The organism is Desulfocurvus sp. (assembly GCF_023230885.1).
GTDB lineage: Bacteria > Desulfobacterota > Desulfovibrionia > Desulfovibrionales > Desulfovibrionaceae > Desulfocurvus.
In genome coordinates, this window is record NZ_JALNWM010000012.1 from 1 (window position 1) to 19,115 (window position 19,115).

15 protein-coding genes are annotated in these 19,115 nt (G+C 71.4%); 5 read left to right on the forward strand and 10 right to left on the reverse strand.

Annotation, left to right across the window (positions count from 1 at the left end; genetic code table 11):
• The 3 genes from M0P34_RS01685 to cysC all read left to right on the forward strand — a co-directional run.
• Positions 1–1,275: ribonucleoside triphosphate reductase (locus M0P34_RS01685; RefSeq protein ID WP_291495684.1), on the forward strand; the 1,275-nt coding region annotated here is incomplete at its 5' end.
• Positions 1,276–1,292: 17 nt separating this feature from the next.
• Positions 1,293–1,523 carry a hypothetical protein gene (locus tag M0P34_RS01690; protein ID WP_291495686.1) on the forward strand — a complete coding sequence of 77 codons (231 nt, stop codon included), beginning with the start codon at positions 1,293–1,295 and terminating at the stop codon, positions 1,521–1,523.
• 196 nt (positions 1,524–1,719) lie between these two features.
• On the forward strand, positions 1,720–2,334 hold the full coding sequence (cysC, locus tag M0P34_RS01695; RefSeq protein ID WP_291495688.1) for an adenylyl-sulfate kinase: 615 nt from the start codon (positions 1,720–1,722) through the stop codon (positions 2,332–2,334).
• A 63-nt stretch (positions 2,335–2,397) separates the two neighbouring features.
• Here cysC and M0P34_RS01700 read toward each other — a convergent pair whose 3' ends face one another.
• The 4 genes from M0P34_RS01700 to M0P34_RS01715 form a co-directional block, all read right to left on the reverse strand.
• Positions 2,398–3,366: a hypothetical protein gene (locus tag M0P34_RS01700; RefSeq protein WP_291495690.1), complete on the reverse strand. Its 969-nt coding sequence runs from the start codon at positions 3,364–3,366 to the stop codon at positions 2,398–2,400.
• Positions 3,318–4,670: a lysylphosphatidylglycerol synthase domain-containing protein gene (locus M0P34_RS01705; protein ID WP_291495692.1), complete on the reverse strand. Its 1,353-nt coding sequence runs from the start codon at positions 4,668–4,670 to the stop codon at positions 3,318–3,320. The genes M0P34_RS01700 and M0P34_RS01705 overlap by 49 nt, the downstream gene beginning before the upstream one ends.
• Positions 4,671–5,100: 430 nt before the next feature.
• Complete coding sequence (locus M0P34_RS01710; protein WP_291495695.1) at positions 5,101–6,501, reverse strand: D-serine ammonia-lyase; 1,401 nt, start codon at positions 6,499–6,501, stop codon at positions 5,101–5,103.
• 207 nt (positions 6,502–6,708) lie between these two features.
• A complete protein-coding gene (locus tag M0P34_RS01715) occupies positions 6,709–7,815 on the reverse strand; it encodes an NAD(P)-dependent oxidoreductase (RefSeq protein ID WP_291495696.1) in 1,107 nt (368 codons plus the stop codon).
• 85 nt (positions 7,816–7,900) lie between these two features.
• Between M0P34_RS01715 and M0P34_RS01720 the strand changes: the two genes are divergently transcribed.
• Positions 7,901–8,785 carry a DMT family transporter gene (locus M0P34_RS01720; protein WP_291495698.1) on the forward strand — a complete coding sequence of 295 codons (885 nt, stop codon included), beginning with the start codon at positions 7,901–7,903 and terminating at the stop codon, positions 8,783–8,785.
• 189 nt (positions 8,786–8,974) lie between these two features.
• Here the strand turns inward: M0P34_RS01720 and M0P34_RS01725 are convergent, their stop codons facing one another.
• The 5 genes from M0P34_RS01725 to M0P34_RS01745 all read right to left on the reverse strand — a co-directional run bounded on the left by M0P34_RS01725 (position 8,975) and on the right by M0P34_RS01745 (position 14,135).
• On the reverse strand, positions 8,975–9,754 hold the full coding sequence (locus tag M0P34_RS01725; RefSeq protein WP_291495700.1) for an amino acid ABC transporter ATP-binding protein: 780 nt from the start codon (positions 9,752–9,754) through the stop codon (positions 8,975–8,977).
• Between the two features lie 16 nt (positions 9,755–9,770).
• Positions 9,771–11,168, reverse strand: a complete 1,398-nt coding sequence (locus tag M0P34_RS01730; protein WP_291495702.1) for an amino acid ABC transporter permease — start codon at positions 11,166–11,168, stop codon at positions 9,771–9,773.
• Position 11,169: 1 nt separating this feature from the next.
• Positions 11,170–12,357: an ABC transporter permease subunit gene (locus M0P34_RS01735; RefSeq protein ID WP_291495704.1), complete on the reverse strand. Its 1,188-nt coding sequence runs from the start codon at positions 12,355–12,357 to the stop codon at positions 11,170–11,172.
• A gap of 80 nt (positions 12,358–12,437) precedes the next feature.
• On the reverse strand, positions 12,438–13,451 hold the full coding sequence (locus M0P34_RS01740; RefSeq protein ID WP_291495706.1) for an amino acid ABC transporter substrate-binding protein: 1,014 nt from the start codon (positions 13,449–13,451) through the stop codon (positions 12,438–12,440).
• Between the two features lie 228 nt (positions 13,452–13,679).
• Positions 13,680–14,135 carry a YbhB/YbcL family Raf kinase inhibitor-like protein gene (locus M0P34_RS01745; RefSeq protein WP_291495708.1) on the reverse strand — a complete coding sequence of 152 codons (456 nt, stop codon included), beginning with the start codon at positions 14,133–14,135 and terminating at the stop codon, positions 13,680–13,682.
• 203 nt (positions 14,136–14,338) lie between these two features.
• Between M0P34_RS01745 and M0P34_RS01750 the strand changes: the two genes are divergently transcribed.
• Entirely contained in the window at positions 14,339–16,504 is a 2,166-nt protein-coding gene (locus tag M0P34_RS01750; RefSeq protein WP_291495710.1) for a PAS domain S-box protein, read from the forward strand.
• A 60-nt stretch (positions 16,505–16,564) separates the two neighbouring features.
• Here M0P34_RS01750 and secA read toward each other — a convergent pair whose 3' ends face one another.
• The gene (gene secA, locus M0P34_RS01755) at positions 16,565–19,078 is read right to left on the reverse strand and encodes a preprotein translocase subunit SecA (protein ID WP_291495712.1); all 2,514 of its coding nucleotides are present in this window, start codon (positions 19,076–19,078) and stop codon (positions 16,565–16,567) included.
• Positions 19,079–19,115: the final 37 nt, after the last annotated feature.

Sequence of the window (19,115 nt, forward strand, 5' to 3'; positions counted from 1 at the left end):
CAGAGCCCCTTCACCAACTTCACCTTCGACGTGGTGCCCCCCGCGCACATCGCCAAGGAGCCGATCATCATCGGCGGTGCGTTCCAGGAGTCGACCTACGGCGAGTACGCCGAGGAAATGGCCATGCTCAACAAGGCGTTCCTGGAGGTCATGCTCGAGGGCGACGCCGCAGGGCGGATTTTCTCATTCCCCATCCCGACCTACAACGTGACCAAGGATTTCCCCTGGGACAGCGAGGTCGGCCGCCTGCTGCTGCGCATGACCGCCAAGTACGGCGCGCCCTATTTCCAGAACTTCATCAACTCCGACCTGAACCCCGAGGACGTGCGCTCCATGTGCTGCCGCCTGCAGATGGACCTGCGCGAGGTGCGCAAGAAGACCGGCGGGCTGTTCGGCTCGGGCGACCTCACCGGCTCGGTGGGCGTGGTCACCCTGAACCTGCCCAAGCTGGCCTACCTGGCGCACAACGAGGAGGACTTCCTGGATCTGGTCGAGGAATACGCCACGCTGGCCAAGGATTCCCTGGAGTTCAAGCGCAAGATGGTCGAGGCCAACCTCGCGGCGGGCATGTTCCCCTTCACCCGGCGCTATCTGAAGAACGGCTTCAAGGGCCATTTCTCGACCATCGGGCTCATCGGCGGGCATGAGGCCTGCCTGAACCTTCTGGGCAAGGGCATCGACGATCCCTCGGGCCTGCGCCTGATGCGCCGGGTGTTGCAGCACCTGCGCGAACTGGTGGTGACCTTCCAGGAGCAGACCGGGCACCTGTACAACCTGGAGGCCACCCCGGGCGAGGGCACCTGCTACCGGCTGGCCAAGATCGACAAGGGGCTCTACGAGGACATCCAGACCTCCGGCACCGACGCGCCCTATTACACCAACTCCACCCTGCTGCCTCCGGGGGCCACGGGCGACGCGATCTTCGCCCTGGAGCACCAGGACCAGCTCCAGACGCTCTACAACGGCGGAACGGTCTTCCACACCTTCCTTGGCGAGGCCGCCCCGGACGAGGACAGCGTCCGCAACTTCCTGCTCAAGGCCATGAGCCTGACCAAGCTGCCCTATGTGTCCGTCACGCCGACCTTCTCGGTGTGCAAGGACCACGGCTACCTGTACGGCGAGCACTTCCGCTGCCCGACCTGCAACAGCCAGACCGAGGTCTACACCCGGGTGGTGGGCTACTACCGTCCCGTGGGCCGCTGGAACAAGGGCAAGCAGGAGGAGTACAAGGACCGGGTGACCTACACGCAAGACAGCTTCTGCACGGCCGTTTAGCCGGGAGCCCGTGACGCATGATCCTGGACGCCAACCAGCTTGCAGCCATCCAGCAGCATGTGGACGAAACCATCCGCCGGGGCGGGCGCGGCCTGTGCGACCCGTCCCTGCGGACCATCCAGGACCTGCTGCACACCGTCGCGGCCCTGAAGAAGGAAAAGCGCAAATGGAAGCGCGTGGCCCAGAACCGGGGCCGGGTGATCGCCCAGATCGCCGCGATGGTCGGCAGCGAGGAGGAGGAGACCTGAGCCCGGGCCCCGGGGTCGCGTCCGTTTCTTGACGCTGGTCCGGCCCCATGCCCCGCCGAACTCCCGCCCGGCCCGGCCCGGACCCGCCCCGCGTGCGGAGCGGGTCCGGGCCGGGTTGCCTTCCCCCGGTCTGGACTGTATCTTGCAGTGCAGCTTCGGCGTCATTGGGCCGCAACCCTAGCCGGGACACTCCTGCATGAGCTTCACCCTCTGGTTCACCGGGCTCTCCGGGGCGGGCAAGACCACGCTGTCGCGTTGCGTCTACCTGGAACTGCGCCGCCGGGGGCTGGCCGCCGAGCTTCTGGACGGCGACATCATCCGCACCAATTTCAGCTCCGAGCTGGGCTTCTCCCGGCGCGACCGCGACGTGAACGTGCGGCGCATCGGCTTTGTCTCGCATCTGCTGAACCGCCACGGCGTGGTCAGCGTGGTGGCGGCCATCGCGCCCTACGCCCTGGCCCGCGCGCAGAACCGCGAGCTGCTGGAGAACTATGTCGAGGTGTTCGTGAACTGCCCGCTGGAGGTCACCGAGCGCCGCGACGTGAAGGGGCTCTACGCCCGGGCGCGGGCCGGGCAGATCAGCAATTTCACAGGTGTTTCGGACCCCTACGAGGAGCCCCGCACACCCGAGGTCACCTGCTTCACGGATCGCGAGGACGTGGCCACCAGCGTGGGCAGGGTGCTGGAGTACCTGCAGGACAAGGGGCTCGCGCCCCCGGCGGCCGACTGCCAGCCCGGCGAGGACTGCGAACGGGCCGACCGCCAGTGGCGCAGCCGACTGGCCCGCCTGGGCTACGCCCGGGCCGACTGAGGCGGCGGCGCGGGGCCAGGGGCCCCAACGGCAAAAGGCCCGGGAATGTTCCCGGGCCTTTTGTCATGGCTGCGGCGGCTCGGCGGCGGGCGCGGCGGGCTCTCCGGGCGGGGGGGCGGCCAGCAGGAGGCCCAGGAGCAGCCAGAACATGCGCTGGTAGAGCACCTCGTGGACCTGGCAGAACACGGCGAAGGCCAGCAGCAGCAGGCCCAGGGTCCGGGCGCGGGGGGCCGCCCGCCAGTGGCGCAGGGCGTGGCGCCCCAGGAGCACGGTCCCGGCGAGGAGCACGGCCATGCCCGCCAGCCCGAATTCGGCCAGCACCCAGATGGGCGTGCTGTGGATGGTGATCTCCTGGCCGACCAGTTCCTGGCTTCTGGCGTAGAAGGTTCCCAGGCCCTGCCCCAGCACGGGCGCATCCCGCCACAGCGCCAGCCCTTCGCGGTTCGTCTTCCAGCGGGCGTGCTCCAGAAGCTGGAGGCGTTGCAGCGTTTCCCGGGGCAGGGGGGCGGGCGGGGGGTTCAGCCCGGCCATCTTGGCCAGGCCGTACCACGCTCCGGCGATCCGCATCATGGGCAGGGCCGTGTCCGGCGAGGCGACGCCGGGGGGCGCGGCCATCCACAGGCCCAGGGCCACGCAGGCGGCCAGCGCCAGGGCGCGCAGGGAGGCCACGGAGCGCACGACCGCCACGGCGAGCAGGATGCCCGCGGCGCCCAGCCCCGCCCGCGAGCCGCTGAAAAGCAGCCCGGCCATCAGCACGCCCAGGGCCGCGCCGCACAGGCGGGCGCCCCTGCGGCCGCCCAGCCTGCGGGCATGGACGCCCATGTAGCCCAGCAGGGCGGCGGTCATGCAGAGCACCTGGAAGGCGAAGGCGTTCCGGTTGGCGGCGTAGGCCGAGAAGTTGTGGTCCTGGAGCGGGACGAGGCCGTATATGGCCGCGCTGCGCAGGGCGATCTGCATGAGCACGATGACGCAGGCCACGGCGATCATGGCCTCCAGGGCCCGGCGCAGGCCGTGGGCGCCGTGGTTGGCCACGAGCAGGGCGCCCCCGCGCAGTAGCCCAGCAGCACCAGCGCGCCCATGCCCCGGCCGCCCAGGGCCCACCGGGTCGGCCCCACCGCGTGCAGCCCGATGAACAGGCCCAGCAGCAGCACCGCCAGGGCGCAGCCCAGCAGGAGGTTGAAGCGCGGCACGCGCCAGGCGGGCGCCCGCCGCTGCCCCAGGCATTGCAGGGCCAGGGCGGCCAGGGCCAGCAGGGCGAAGGGGTCGGCCAGGTTCAGGCTCAACAGTTCCCCGCCGACGGAAACATGCACCTGGAAGAACACGGCCACGGCCATGACCGTGCCCAGCAGCCAGGAGGCGACCTTCTCCATGTGCGCCGGGGGCATGGCGCCTGCGGCGCGGCGCGGCGCGCCAATCCGCCCCTGGCGCAGCAGGGGCACCGTGGCCAGCAGCACGGCGGTGGAGCACAGGCCGATGACGATGGAGGCCGCCAGGGCGTCGGGCGCGGGCACGCCCAGCTTGCCCAGGCAGTAGACCGCCGCCACCTCGCGCGCGCCCCAGCCGCCAACGCTCAGGGGCAGGCTGGCGGCGAAGCTGACCACCGCAGCGGCGGCGAACAGCTCCGCCGTGGCGACCTGCGGCGCCACGGCGTGGAACCCCAGCACGAAGCAGGAGAGCATCACCCCCTGGCCGAGCAGGGTGGTGCCCAGGGTTTCGAGCAGCTGGAACAGCCGGGACCAGCGCAGGGTGCCGCGCAGCAGGCCGCGTTCGAAGGCCCCGCCGCCCAGGGCCAGGCTCAGGCCGTAGCCGCAGACCCCGGCCACGGCCACCTGGGTCAGGGACAGCTCGCCGACCAGCTGCATGGCGTGGTCCCACTCCATGAGCAGGAAGGCGCCCGTCAGGGCCAGGGTGCCGCTGACGGCGGCCAGGAGGATCTTTTCGTAGGCGGCGATGGACGTGTTGACCAGGGGCGGAACGCCCATGCCGCGCAGCAGGGCCTGGCGCCCCGCCACCTGGCCCACCAGGGGGATGAAGAACAGACCGGCCACGTTGCCCGCCAGGTTGGCGCGCAGGGCCGTCATCCAGGGCAGGGCGATGGAGAAATGGGCCGCGATGCGCCAGAAGCGGAAGGAGACCAGCAGCAGGTTGACGGCGAAAAGCGCCGCCAGCAGGGCCAGCACCCCCGGGGGGAAGGCGCCCAGGCGCGCAAGGGCCTCGCGCGGGTCCACGATCCAGGCCAGCGCCGCCAGCAGGGACAGGGACACCGCCCCCAGGGCCACGCGTCGGGCCAGGGCGTTGCTGTGCGCGACGCTATCGGTTGGGCGGATGAAAGGCATTCGGTCTCTGTTCTGTATTGGCGCGATCCGCCCCGTCGGCGCCGCCCGGGCGGGCACCGTTTCGGCTCGGCGGCCGCGCGGCGTGCTGGGGGGAGATTCCATCATCTCGGGAGCTTTTTCAATAACAAGTTTTGAAACGTGTCACGCCGCTCTCCGGGCGCCCCGGGGGAGGGCGACGCGCCGCCGGAGCCGGAGCCGTCGGCCGGGACCGGGTTGGCGTCCCCGGCCCGGCATGAGGGGGGGCGGCGCCGGACTACCCGGACATGGGCAAAAGCTACGGTTGGCGTCCCCGGCCCTGCATGAGGGGGCGACCCGGACGGGGGCTCCGGGCCGTGGCGCGGCAGTGCGGCGCGGCTGCGGCCCCCGGCCGCCTGCCACCCCGGGGCAGGGGGGCGGGCCTGAACCCCTGGCGCGTTTCAGGGCTGCGGCGCTAGATCGACACGGGCTCCCGGGGGCCGCCCAGGGTCGCGGCCCGCGCCTCGTAGTCCGCCCAGACCTCGGGGGGCACCATGCCCCCGCCCGTGGCCCAGACCAGGTGCGTGGCCGTGGGCAGTGCGCCCGGGAGGCCCGCCGCCCCCGTCATGGCCGCCCGGCAGGCCCCCGGAAACCCGGCCAGCCCCGAGGGCTCCAGGCGCAGGTTTTCGGTGGCCGCCACCAGGTTCAGCAGGCGAAGCAGGGTCTGGTCGCCCACGGTGAACACGCCGTCGATGCAGTGTTCCAGGGTGCGGCCCACAAAGCCCGACGGGCGGCCCACGGCCAGTCCGTCGGCCTCGGTGCGCCCGTCCAGGCCCAGGTCGCGCACGCTTATGGCCTCGTGCAGCCCGGTACACAGGCCCGCGAGCATGGCCGGGGCGGCGGTGGGCTCGGCGAAGAAGCAGCGCACGGCGTCGCCGAAGGCCAGCTTGAGGCCCAGGGTCACCCCGCCGGGGCCGCCGCCCACCCCGCAGGGCAGGTAGACGAGCAGCGGGTGGTCCTGGTCCACGGGCTGGCCCAGTTCCTCGATCTGCGCCTTCAGGCGCTGCCCGGCCACGGCGTAGCCCAGGAAAAGGTCGCGGGAGTTCTCGTCGTCCACGAAATGGCAGGACGGGTCGCCCTGGGCCTGCCTGCGGCCCTGGGCCACGGCGAGGCTGTAGTCCGCGGCGTGCTCCACCACGCGCACGCCCCTTGAGCGCAGCAGATCCTTCTTCCATGCCTTGGCGTCGGCGGACATGTGCACCGTGACCCGGAAGCCCAGGGCGGCGCCGATGATGCCGATGCTCAGGCCGAGGTTGCCCGTGGAGCCCACGGCCACGGAGTGGGCCGCGAACAGCGCGCGCGCCGCCGGGCTGGCCAGGGCGCGGTAGTCGTCGCCCCGGCGCAGCAGCCCCCGGCCCAGGGCCAGGGTCTCGGCGAGCTTGAGGATTTCGTAGATGCCGCCCCGGGCCTTGATGGATCCGGAGATGGGCAGGTGGCTGTCGAGCTTGACCAGCAGCCGCCCGGGGAAGGGGCGCCCGGCGGCCCGGGCCAGGGCCTGCTGCAACGCGGGCACGGCGCGCAGGGGCGACTCGATGCGCCCGCCCAGGGGCGCGGTCTCGGGGAAGGCCTGGGCCAGGTAGGGCCGGAAGCGTTCCAGGCGCAGGGCGGCGTCCTGCACGTCGGCCTGGCCCAGGGGCAGCGCAGGCAGGGCCCGGGACGCGGGCCAGGCCCGGGGGTTGAGCCAGAAAAGCTCGCGGGCGGCAGCCGCATCGGCCAGCACCGGCCAGCGCCGCAGCAGCTGCCCAAGGGACGGGACGGCGGGCGGCCCGGCCTGCGCCCCTTGGTGTTCCCCGCGCGCGTCGTCGTTCGTGGTCATTTCCAACCCCCTGCGGGCCCGGGCTGGGCTGCCCGGCGTGTCAGCCCATCCTACCCGGGATGCGGCCGGGGGCACAAACGATCTTTTCCGCGCCGCGCCGCGCGGCAAAACCCGGACGGGCCGCAGGCCCTCCGCCGGGAGCAAGGCCCCCCGCCGGGTGTTCCGGCAGGGGGCCTTGGCGTCGCGACAGGGTCCGCGGACCGGGGCTCAGGCGCCCTGGCGCTCCAGCCACTGGGCCACGGGGACGAAGGGCCGCTGCTGGTAGCGCCCGGCCTCTTCCAGAAGCAGCTCGCCGCCCGCGCAGGTCAGCCCGCGGGCCAGCCAGGGGTCGGCGGCAACGGCCCCGGCCACGCCCCGGGTGGCGATGGACAGCACATGGGGCAGGATGGCCTGCCCGTAGCCCGCCGAGGCCGTCACCGGCACCGCGCCGGGGATATTGTCCACGCAGAAGTGGCGGATGTTTTCCTGCACATAGACCGGATCGGCCCAGGAGGTGGCCCGGCTGGTCTCCACCGCTCCGGCGGTGTCGCACGAGATGTCCACGACCACCGTGCCCGGACGCAGGGCGCGGATCATCTCGCGGCTCAGCAGGTGGTCGCTGCGGTGCTTGGGCCACAGCACGCAGTTGATGATCATGTCCGCGTCGGCCAGGTGCTCGCCCAGTTCGCCGATGTCGCCCACGGTGAGCGGGTCCTTGTGGTGGTCCAGGGCTGCGGCCTTGCGCGCGCCGGGGTCGATGTCCAGGCCCACGGTGCGTACGCCCAGGCCCAGCAGGGTGCGCAGGGCGCCCCGGCCCACATGGCCCAGGCCCAGCACCACGGCCTTGGCCGCGGGCTCGCCGAAGTGGGCCATGAAGTGCCGCCCGGTGCCACCGGCGGGCGACAGGGTCAGGCGCACGGCCTCCAGGGCGCCGACCTCGCCGGCCAGGGCGCAGTTGGGCGAGCCGTGGCGGTGGGTGTTCTCGGCGGAGAACGCCGTCAGGCCGACCTCCAGCATCCGGTCGAGCTGGGGGCGGTTCAGGGCGGCGTGGATGTTGGTGAAGATGATGTGCCCGGGCCGCAGCAGGCCGAACTCGGGCTCCAGGATCTCCTTGACCTTGGCCACCAGGGCCGCCCGGGCGTAGACCTCGGGGCCGTCGGCGACGATGGTCGCGCCCGCGTCGCTGTATGCCTGGTCGCTGGCGGCGGACAGCAGGCCCGCCCCCTTTTCCACGAACACCTCGTGCCCCGCCCGGACCAGGGCGGCCACATGCCGGGGCAAAAAGGCCACGCGCCCTTCCTGGGCCTTGATCTCGCGGGGAATTCCGATCTGCATGGGGGTTCCTCTTTTCCGTATTGATTTCAAAGCGGTTGAGCATTAGTTTGGCGCGCCCGAACACCGCATTCCGGAGCGTCGTTCCATGTTCGTCGCCGAGCTTTCCGCCCTGGGGGCGGCGGCCTGCTGGTCCCTTGGCGGGGTCATCTCCGTCGGCCCGGCGCGGGCCCTGGGGGCCATGGCCTTCAATCGTCTGCGCATCTCCCTGGCCTTCGCCATGCTCGGGGCCCTGGCCTGGGCCTCGGGCGGCCTGGCCACCATCACCTGGAGCCACGGCGCCGTGGTCGCCCTTTCGGCCTTCATCGGCATCTTCGTCGGCGACACGGCGCTGTTTTCCGCCGTGCGCCGCCTGGGGCCCCGGCGCTCGGGCATCCTGTTCACGGCCAACGCGCCCATCACGGCCCTGCTGGGCGTGGCCTTCCTGGGCGAGCAGGTCTGCTGGCAGATGCTGGCCGGCAGCGCCCTGACCGTGGCCGGCGTGGTGTTGGCCGTCTATTTCGGCCACGCCGCCGGGCGGCAGCACGAGTGGGAGCAGGTGCGCGGGCCGCTGGCAGTGGGCGTGCTCTTCGGCCTGTGCTCGGCCTCGTGCCAGGCCGTGGGCAGCGTCATCATCAAGCCCGTGCTCGACGCCGGGGTCGATCCCGTGGCCGCCTCGGCCATGCGCTGCGGCGTGGCCGCCCTGGGGCTGTGGCTGGCCTCGGGCGGGCGCAGCGGCAGCCCGGTGCCGCTGGGGGCGCGCCTGCTGGGGCGCGTGGCCCTTTCGGCCCTGGTGGGCATGGCCCTGGGCATGACGCTTCTGCTGCATGCCCTGGCCAACGGCCCGGCCGGGGTGGTGGCCATCCTTTCGGCCACCTCGCCCATCCTCATCCTGCCCGTGATCTGGATCGGCACGGGCCGCAGGCCCACGGGCGGAGCCCTGCTCGGCGCGGTGCTGGCCGTGGCGGGCACCGCGCTGATCCTGCAACGCTAGCCGCGCCCCCGGCGCGATGTCAAAGAATCGTGGCGCCGCGCGCCTTGGCATGGCGCGCCCCGGCGGCCCGCCGCGTCAGCCGAAAAATCCAGGCCGCCCGGGCTTGCGCTGCGCGCCGCGCGTCCTGGGTTTTTCGCCTTCTTTCACCCCTTCCGCACGGCCCGCGAGGCTTGGTGCCCCAGCAACCGCCTAGGCTCCGGCGGCCTGCTGCCCGTGGGACAGGATCTGCCCCAGGAACTCGCGGGCCCGGGCGGTTTGCGGGGCGGCGAAGAACGCCTCGGGCTCGTTCTCCTCGATGATTTCGCCGCCGTCCATGAACACCACGCGGTCGGCCACCGTGCGCGCGAAGCCCATCTCGTGGGTCACGCAGACCATGGTCATGCCCGTCTGGGCCAGGTCGACCATCACGTCCAGCACTTCCTTGATCATCTCCGGGTCCAGGGCGCTTGTGGGCTCGTCGAAAAGCATGACCCGGGGGTTCATGCACAGGCAGCGCGCGATGGCCACGCGCTGCTGCTGGCCGCCCGAAAGCTGCCCCGGGTACTTGTCGGCCTGGTCGGGGATGCGCACCCGTTCCAGGTAGTGCATGGCCGTCTGCACGGCCTCCTTTTCGGGCACGCGGCGCACCCACACCGGGGCCAGGATGCAGTTTTCCAGCACCGTCAGGTGCGGGAAGAGGTTGAAATCCTGGAAGAGCATGCCCACTTCGCGGCGGATGCGGTCGATGCGCTTCAGGTTGTCCGTCAGTTCGATGCCGTCCACGACGATGGTGCCCTTCTGGTGTTCCTCCAGGCGGTTGATGCAGCGGATGAGGGTGGATTTGCCCGAGCCCGACGGCCCGCAGACGACCACCTTCTCGCCGCGCGCCACGGTGAGGTTCACGTCGCGCAGCACATGGAAGGCACCGTACCACTTGTGCAGGTGGCGGATGCTGATGGCCGGGGTGTCTTCGCTGGGCGTCCGGGGCATGGCGTGGTCCTTGGGGCTAGTGTTTTTCGTAGCGCAGGCGGCGCTCCAGGTGCAGGGCGAAGCGCGACAGCCCGAAGCACAACACCCAGAAGGCCAGCGCCGCGAAGAGGTAGGCCTCCTTGGTGAAGCCCAGCCACTGCGAGTCGGCCAGGGCGCTCTTGATCACACCCAGCAGGTCCATCAGGTTGATGACGGCCACGAGGGTGGTGTCCTTCATCAGGCCGAGGAAGGTGTTGGTGATGCCGGGGATCACCAGCCGCAGGGCCTGGGGCATGATGACCAGGATCATGGCCTTGGGGTAGGACAGGCCCAGGGACTGGGCCGCCTCGTACTGGCCGCGCCCGATGCCCTGGAGCCCGCCGCGCACCACCTCGGCCATGTAGGCCGCGTAGAACAGCGACACGCCCACCAGCGCCCGCAGCAGCTTGTCCACATGCATGCCGTCGGGCAGGGTCAGGGGCAGCATCACCGAGGCCATGAACAGCACGGAGATGAGCGGCACGCCCCGGATCAGCTCGATGTAGCAGATCGACAGGGTGCGGATCACGGGCAGGGAGCTGCGTCGGCCAAGGGCCAGCAGGATGCCCACGGGCAGGCTGGTGGCGATGCCCACCAGGGCGATGACCAGGCTCAGGAACATGCCGCCCCAGCGGTCGGTCTCCACCTCGGGCAGCCAGGTGCCGTCGCCCAGGAAGAGCACCGCCCCCAGGGCGGGCAGGGCCGTGAGCAGCAGGGCCAGGCGCCAGCCCTGCTCGTCGGCCCGGGGCACCAGCAGGACCAGGGCCGTCAGGGTCAGCGCCGTCCACCCTGCGGCCAGGGCCACGCCCTGGGGGGCCAGGGCGTGGACGGCCACCCCCGCCAGCAGGGCCAGCCCGAGCTTGGCCGCCGCCCCCGGCGCCGCCGGGGCCCGCAGCCGGGCCAGCAGGCTGGGCAGGCCCAGGTACGCCGCGGCCAGCAGCCCGGGCAGGAGGCCGTGGAGCACAAGGGCCAGCCCGGCTCCGGCCGCGGCCAGCCCGCGGGTGGCCAGGGTCCGCGCCGGGCCGCGCCGGGGCAGCAGCGAGCCCAGCACCAGCGGGCCGCCCCCGGCCACGAGCAGCAGGAAGAACAGATCGATGCGCCAGCGCTCGGCCTGGGGGTAGAAGCCGTAGGCCAGCATGCCCAGGCGGACCTTGATGAACACCCAGCAGGCCCCCGCGCTGTCCAGGCAGGCGTCGCGCGTGTCGCCCAGCCAGGTCGCGTCGAGCACCGCCCAGCGCAGCACCGGGGGGATCGTCCAGCACAGCAGGGCCACGCTGGCCACGGTGAGCAGCGCGTTGCCCCACGAGGAGAACAGGTTGTGGCGCAGCCAGCCCAGGGCCCCCAGTTCCGAGGGCGGCGGCGGCAGCTCGGGGTGGCGCTCGTGCTTGACGTACATCCTAGCGGCCCTTGAGCGCCATGGCGTCGTTGTACCAGTTCATGATCAGGGAGATGACGATGCTCACCGCGAGGTAGACGAGCATGGTGATGGCGATGATTTCCACGGCCTGCCCGGTCTGGTTCAGGGTCGTCCCGGCGAAGACGGACATCAGGTCCGGATAGCCGATGACCACGGCCAGGGAGGAGTTCTTGACCAGGGTCATGTGCTGGCTGGTCAGGGGCGGGATGATCACGCGCATGGCCTGGGGCACCACCACCAGCCGCATGACCCGCCAGGGCCGCAGGCCCAGGGACGCGGCGGCCTCGATCTGGCCCCGGGGCACGGCCTGGATGCCGGCGCGCACGTTCTCGGCGATGAAGCCCGCCGTGTAGAGGGTCAGCGCCAGGGCCAGGGCGATGAACTCGGGCTCCACCGTGCCCCCGCCCCGGAAATTGAAGCCCGACAGGGCCGGGATCGACCATTCCACCCGGGCGTCGGCCAGGGCCCAGGCCAGGGCCGGGGGCAGGGCGGCCAGCAGCGCGCCCAGGCGCCACACGGGCAGGGACCGCCCGGTGCGCACCCGGCGGCGTCTGGCCCAGGCCGCGAAGCCCCAGGCCAGGGCCAGCCCGGCCGCCAGGGCCAGGCCCACGGCCAGCCCGCCCCTTTCCCACTGCGGCCAGGGCAGCACGAGGCCCCGGTTGCACAGATAGGCCACGCCGCCCAGGTCCAGGGCCTGGCGCGGCGGGGGCAGCGGGTTGAGCACCGCGATGTACCAGAACAGGATTTGCAGCAGCAACGGCACGTTGCGGACCACCTCGACATAGACCCCCGCCAGGCGCGCCGCCAGCCAGTTGGGCGACAGGCGCAGCAGTCCGAGCAGGAAGCCCAGCACCGTGGAGGCCGCGATGCACACCGCCGAAACCGCCAGGGTGTTCAGCAGGCCGACCCAGAAGGCCCGGGCGTAGGTGCTGGCCCGGGAGTATTCGATGAGGGTCTGGCTGATCTCGAACCCGGCCACCTGGTCGAGGAACCCGAAACCCGAGGCGATGCCCGCGCGCTCCAGGTTGCGGGCCATGTTCAGCCCGGCGCAGGCCAGCAGCGCGGCCACCAGCGCGAAGGCGGCCGCCTGCGCGATCACGGCGCGCCACCTGCGGTCGTGCAGCAGCCGCGAGGGGCCCTTGGGTTCGGGTGTGGCGGGGTCGGCCAAGGCGGGGCGTCCTTTCCCGCTCCGGGGGCGGGGGTTGCCCGGGCCCGCGCGCGGCGGGCCCGGGATCGGTGGCGTGGGGATCAGCGGACGGGCGGGGCGTACAGCAGGCCGCCGTTGGTCCACAGGGCGTTCAGGCCGCGCTCGAGCTTGAGGGGCGTGGCGGGGCCCACGTTGCGGTCGTAAATCTCGCCGTAGTTGCCCACGAGCTTGACGACGTTGTAGGCCCACTGGTTGGTCAGGCCGAGCTGTTCGCCCAGGTTGCCGTCCAGGCCCAGCAGCCGCTTGACGGCCGGGTTCTCGGACTTGAGCATCTCGTCGACGTTGGCGGAGGTGACGCCCAGCTCCTCGGCGTTGATGAGCGCGAACAGGGTCCAGCGCACGATGTCGGACCACTGGCTGTCGCCCTGGCGCACGGCGGGGCCCAGGGGCTCCTTGGAGATGATCTCGGGCAGGATGATGTGCTCGTCGGGGTTGGACATGGTGGTGCGGCGCGCGGCCAGGCCCGAGGCGTCGGTGGTGTACACGTCGGCGCGGCCCGTGTCGTAGATGACGGTGGCCTCGTCGGCGCTCTCGAAGACCACGGGCTTGAAGGTCATGCCGTGGGCCGCGAAATAGTCGGAGACGTTCATCTCGGTGGTGGTGCCGATCTGGATGCAGATGCTGGCGCCGTCCAGCTCCCTGGCGCTTTTCACGCCGAGCTTCTTGCTGACCATGAAGCCCTGGCCGTCGTAGAAGAGCACGCCCGCGAAGTCGATGCCCTGGGCGGCGTCGCGCTCCAGGCTCCAGGTGGTGTTGCGCGAAAGCACGTCGATTTCACCGGTCTGCAGGGCGGTGAAGCGCTCCTTGGTGGTCACGGGCACGAACTTGACCTTGTCGGGATCGCCGAACACGGCGGCGGCCACGGCGCGGCAGAAGTCCACGTCCAGGCCGCGCCAGACGCCGTCCTGATCCGGGGCGGAGAAGCCGGGCACCTTGCCGCTGACCCCGGCGGAGACAAAGCCCTTGTTCTTCACGTCGTCCAGGGTTCCGGCCGAGGCGGCGCAGGCCAGGGCCAGCGTCAGCACGGCGGCGAGGGGAACGAGAAATCTTTTCACGGGAGCCTCCCTAGCGGGTTGGGTTGGAGCGGGGCGGCGGGCCGACCCGCGGTGCCCGGGCGGCGGCGCGTGCCCCACCCGGTAAACAATGTATTGTCGAACCGAAGTTTTTTTCTTGGAAAATTCGGCACTTGTCAAGCGGAAGGGCCCCGCGGCGCTAACCACGCGACATGACAAGCCAATATCCCGCACCGGCTGGCGCGCCACGTTTTTCAGCCCGGGCGGGAATCAGGGCGCGCCGTAGGTGGCCACGATGCTGGCCGAGGCCAGGACATGCCCCTGCAGGGCGGCGTCGAAGTCCTTGCGCCCGGCCCGGGGCGGCAGGTCGGGGTCCGTGTCCAGGGCGTAGACGGTGAAGACGTAGCGTCCGCTGCCGTGGCCGGGGGCCGGGCCGCTGTAGCCCAGGCGGCCCCAGTCGTTCAGGCCCTGGCGCAGGCCCGAGGGGTGCTCGGCCATGCGCGCCAGCTTGGGCGCGAGCATGAAGGCGGCGCCCGGAATGCCGTAGACCAGCCAGTGGGTCCAGGGGCCGTGGGGCCCGTCCTGGTCCTCGCAGAGCAGGGCGAAGCTCCGGGTTCCCTCGGGGGCGTCGTCCCATTCCAGGGCCGGGGCGAAGTCGCTGGCGTCGGCGGTGTACTGGATGGGCAGGGCCTGGCCGTCGGCGAACTGGGGGCTTTTGAGCTGCATGGTCGCGAAAACTCCTGGTTGGGGTCGTGGTCCGGGTGGGATAGCAGACCCCGGGCAGTCTTGCCAAGCCCGGCGCGGCCTTGCGCCCGGGAGCCATCGCGGCTATCGTTGATTGTGTACGCAGCCCCGGCGCAGCGGGGCGGACAATCGACGGCACCCCCGCCGGACCCCCCGGTCCGGCCAGCGGGGCGACGAGGAGCCCAGTGGAACTGTTGACCATGACCATAGTGGTGCCCCTGTGGGCACTGTTGATTGCGGGTGCCGCCGTCGTCCTGGGGGCCGTGGCCCTTTGGGCCCTGCGCGGCCGTCTGGCCGGGCGCGGCCTGCCCGCGCCCGAGGCCCTGCGCCGCCCCGCGCCCCCCCGGGAGAACGCGGACCAGGCCCGGAGCGTCCCGGCCCCGCCCCCGGCGCCGGAGGCCGGGGCGGGCGAAGGGGAGGGGGCCGAGGCCTGTTCCCCCGACGCGGCGAAGTTCTTCCGGCGCATTTACGAGAGCACCTCGGTGGGCATCTTCCGCACCTCGGTGGACGGCCAGCGCGCGGTGCTGGGCAACGAGGCGGCGGCGGCCATGTTCGGCTACCCCTCGGTGGCCGCGTTCCTGGAAGGCTTCCGCCCGGCCCGGGCCTACATCGAGCCCGGCCAGCGCGAGGAGCTGCTGGCGGCCCTGGCCGCCCAGGGCCGCGTGGAGGCCTTCGAGATCGTGGTGGCCCGGCCCGACGGCAGCCGCAAGGTCCTGGCCCTGACGGCCAGCCTGGACGCCGGGGGCGGCTTCATCGAAGGCGCGGTGCTCGATGTCACCGCCCGCAGGCGCGCCGAGCGCGAGCTGCAGGACAGCCACCTGTTCCTGCAAACGGTGATGGACACCATCCCCAACCCGCTGTTCTACAAGGACGGCCGGGGCCATTTCCGCCATGTGAACAGTGCCTTCGAGCATTTTCTGGGACACGGGCGCCGCGACGTGGTCGGGCGCGCCCCGGCCGAGCTGATGCCGCCCGAGGTCGCCGCCGACTGGACGGAGCGCTCCGAGGCCCTGCTGACCGGCGGCGGCGGGATGCACCGCTTCGACACCTGGCTGCGCACCCGCGGCGGCGCGCGGCGCGACGTTGTGGTCCAGGAGGGGCTTGTGGCCGACTCGGCGGGCAAGCACCTGGGCCTTGTGGGCGTGATCACCGACGTGACGGACCTCAAGCGCATCGAAAGCGACCTGCGCGAGGCCTGGGCCACCTACCGCAACATCTTCGACAACGCCGTGGACGGCATCTTCACCACCACGGCCGAGGGCGGCATCGTGCGCGCCAACGCGGCCATGGCGCGCATCCTGGGCTACGACTCCCCCGACGAGCTCATGCGTTCGGTGACGGACCTGGCCGGGCAGGTCTACGCCGCCCCCGAGCGGCGCATGGAGGTTCTGGGCCGGATGCAGGAGGAGGGCGTGCTGCGCGGCTACGAGGTGGAGGTGCTGCGCCGCGACGGCAGCCGCGTCTGGCTGGCGTGCAGCTTGCGGGCCATCCGCGACGACGACGGCACCCTGGTGCGCATCGAGGGCGTGGCCAGCGACGTGTCCGAACGCAAGCGCGAGGTGGCCGAGCTGGCCGAGAGGGCCCTCAAGGATCCGCTGACCGGCCTGCCCAACCGCGTGGCCTTCGAGCGCGAGTTCGAGCGCATGCTGGCCCAGGCCCGCCGCTCGGGCCAGACCGTGGGCGTGCTGTTCATGGACCTGGACGGCTTCAAGCCGGTCAACGACACCTACGGCCACCAGGTGGGCGACGAGCTGCTGCGCGCCCTGGGCGGGCGGCTGCGCGAGCGGCTGCGCGTGTCCGACATGGCCGCGCGCATCGGCGGCGACGAATTCGGCGTGCTGCTGTGGAACGTTTCGGGCCCGCAGACCATGGCCCGCATCGCCGGGGAGATCATCGCGGCCATGAACCGTCCGGTGGAGCTGGAGGCCTGCCGCTGCGAGGTGGGTGCCAGCGTGGGCGGCAGCCTCTTCCCGGCCCACGGCGACACCCCGCGCGAGCTGATCAGCCGCGCGGACCAGGCCATGTACCATGTGAAGCAGCATGGGCGGAACCGCTTCCGCCTGGCCGGGGAGGACGACATCGCCTGGCCCCCGGAAGACGGCGGCCCCGGCGACGCGGGCGGCCCCGGCGACACGGCGGGGCAGGCCCCCCCGGACGCGCCGCAGACCCCGGGCAACGGGCCGGTGGCCCCGGGCGGCGACGGCCGCAGGAGCGGGGATTCTGGAAGCGGGGAGTCCGGGGGCGGGGAGTCCGGAATCGGGGAATCCGGGAGCGGGGATGCCCCTGGCGACGATGCCGAGGCCAGCGGGCGCACGCGCTTTGGCGGCTTCCGCCTGGAGCCCATCGACTAGGGCTGCGGGCCTCCGCCGGGGCCGGGGCCGCGCGCGTCGGCGCGGCCCCCGGGCCCTAGGCTACTTGCCGCAGCACTTCTTGTATTTCCTGCCGCTGCCGCAGGGGCAGGGGTCGTTGCGGCCGACCTTGGGCGCCTCGCGGCGCACGGTCTCGGGCTGCTGGGCGGCCTGGGCGCCGCCGGAGTAGCGCACCTTGGCGGGCTCCTCCTTGTGCTTGAAGTCCTCCTCCTCCACCTCGGCCTTGAGGCGCACGCGGACCAGGGCGCGCAGGGCGTGCTCCTTGATGCGCGCGAGCATGTCCTGGAACAGGGAGAAGCCCTCGCGCTTGTATTCCTGCTTGGGGTCCTTCTGGCCGTAGCCGCGCAGGCCGATGCCCTCGCGCAGGTGGTCCATGGCCAGCAGGTGCTCCTTCCAGTTGCGGTCCAGGGCGTCGAGCAGGAAGTAGCGCAGGATCTCCCGGTACACGTCCGGCGCGCCGGCGCGCAGGGTGGAGAACTTGTCCATGACCGCGGCGTGGGCCTCGTCGCGGGCGGGCAGGTCGTCCTTCATGGTCTGGGCGTCCCACAGGTCGAAGATGTCCTCCAGGCGCGCGGCGCAGTAGTCCACGTCCTCGGGGTCGGGCTGCTTGCTGGCGGCGATGGGCGCGTAGAGCTCCTCCAGCAGGTCGTCGGTGAAGGCCTCGACCATCTCCTGGAGGCGCTCCTCGTCGGCGCCCATGATCTGGCGCCGCTGGGAGTATATGGCGGCGCGCTGCTGGTTCATGGTGTCGTCGAAGTCCAGGAGCTGCTTGCGGATGTCGAAGTTGTGGGCCTCCACGCGCTTTTGGGCGTTTTCTATGGCCCGGGAGACCATGGCGTTCTCGATGGCGTCCTCCTCGTTCAGGCCCAGGCGCTCCATGATGCCCGTCAGGCGGTCGGAGCCGAACAGGCGCATGAGGTCGTCGTCCAGCGCGAGGTAGAAGCGCGAGGCGCCGGGGTCGCCCTGGCGGCCCGAGCGGCCGCGCAGCTGGTTGTCGATGCGCCGCGACTCGTGGCGCTCGGTACCCAGGATGAACAGGCCGCCCAGCTCCTTGACGCCATCGCCGAGCTTGATGTCGGTGCCGCGCCCGGCCATGTTGGTGGCGATGGTCACCTTGCCGCGCTGCCCGGCCTCGGCCACGATCTCGGCCTCCTTCTCGTGCTGCTTGGCGTTGAGCACGTTGTGCGGCACGCGGCGCTTGGTGAGCATGGAGGCGATGAGCTCCGACTTGTCGATGGACACGGTGCCCACCAGCACGGGCTGGCCCTTTTTGTGCAGCTCCTCGATTTCGCGGACGATGGCCCGGTATTTGGCCTGCTGGTTCTTGTAGATGGCGTCGGGGTGGTCCTTGCGGACCATGGGCATGTTGGTGGGGATGGCCACCACGTCCAGGTCGTAGATCTGCTTGAATTCAACGGCCTCGGTGTCGGCCGTGCCGGTCATGCCCGAGAGCTTGGCGTACATGCGGAAGAAGTTCTGGAAGGTGATGGAGGCCAGGGTCTGGTTCTCGGCCTCGACCTTGACGCCCTCCTTGGCCTCCAGGGCCTGGTGCAGGCCGTCGGAGAAGCGCCGCCCGGGCATGAGCCGCCCGGTGAACTCGTCCACGATGACCACCTGCCCGTCCTTGACGATGTAGTCGTCGTCGCGCTTGAAGATCTTGTGGGCCTTGAGGGCCTGCAGGATGTGGTGCTGGTAGGTGATGTTGGCCGGGTCGTAGAGGTTGTCGATGCCAAGGATCTGCTCGCAGCGGGCCGAGCCCTCGTCGGTGAGGGCCACCGTGCGGGCCTTTTCGTCCAGGGTGAAGTCGCGCTCGGCCTTGAGCCCGGGGACGATGGCGTCGATCTGGGAGTACATGCCCACGGACATCTCGGCCTGGCCGGAGATGATCAGCGGGGTGCGCGCCTCGTCGATGAGGATGGAGTCCACCTCGTCCACGATGCAGAAGTTCAGCTCGCGCTGCACCAGCTGTTCGAGGTAGAACTTCATGTTGTCGCGCAGGTAGTCGAAACCGAATTCGTTGTTGGTGCCGTAGGTGATGTCGGCGCCGTAGGCGGCCTTGCGCTGGGCGTCGTCCAGCCCGTGGACGATGACGCCCGTGGACAGCCCCAGGAAGGAGTAGAGCTGGCCCATCCATTCGGCGTCGCGCCGGGCGAGGTAGTCGTTGACGGTGACCACATGGGCGCCCTTGCCCGTCAGGGCGTTGAGCACCACGGGCAGCGTCGCCACCAGGGTCTTGCCCTCGCCGGTGCGCATCTCGGCGATGCGGCCCTGGTGCAGGGTGATGCCGCCCACGAGCTGCACGTCGAAGTGGCGCATGTCCAGGGCGCGGCGTCCGGCCTCGCGCACCAGGGCGAAGACTTCGGGCAGCATCTCGTCCAGGGCGCGCCCGGCCCGGGCCTGGGCGCGCAGCTCACCCAGGCGCGTGGGGAAATCGGCGTCGTGCAGCTTGCGCGCGTCCTGTTCCAGCCCGCCGATGGCGTCCACCAGGGGCCGGAGCTTTTTCAGGTAGCGCTCGTTCTTGGTCCCGAAGATCTTGCGGCCGATGACACCCAACATAGTGCTTCCTCGCTTGGCGTGGCGCGCCGCCAGGTCC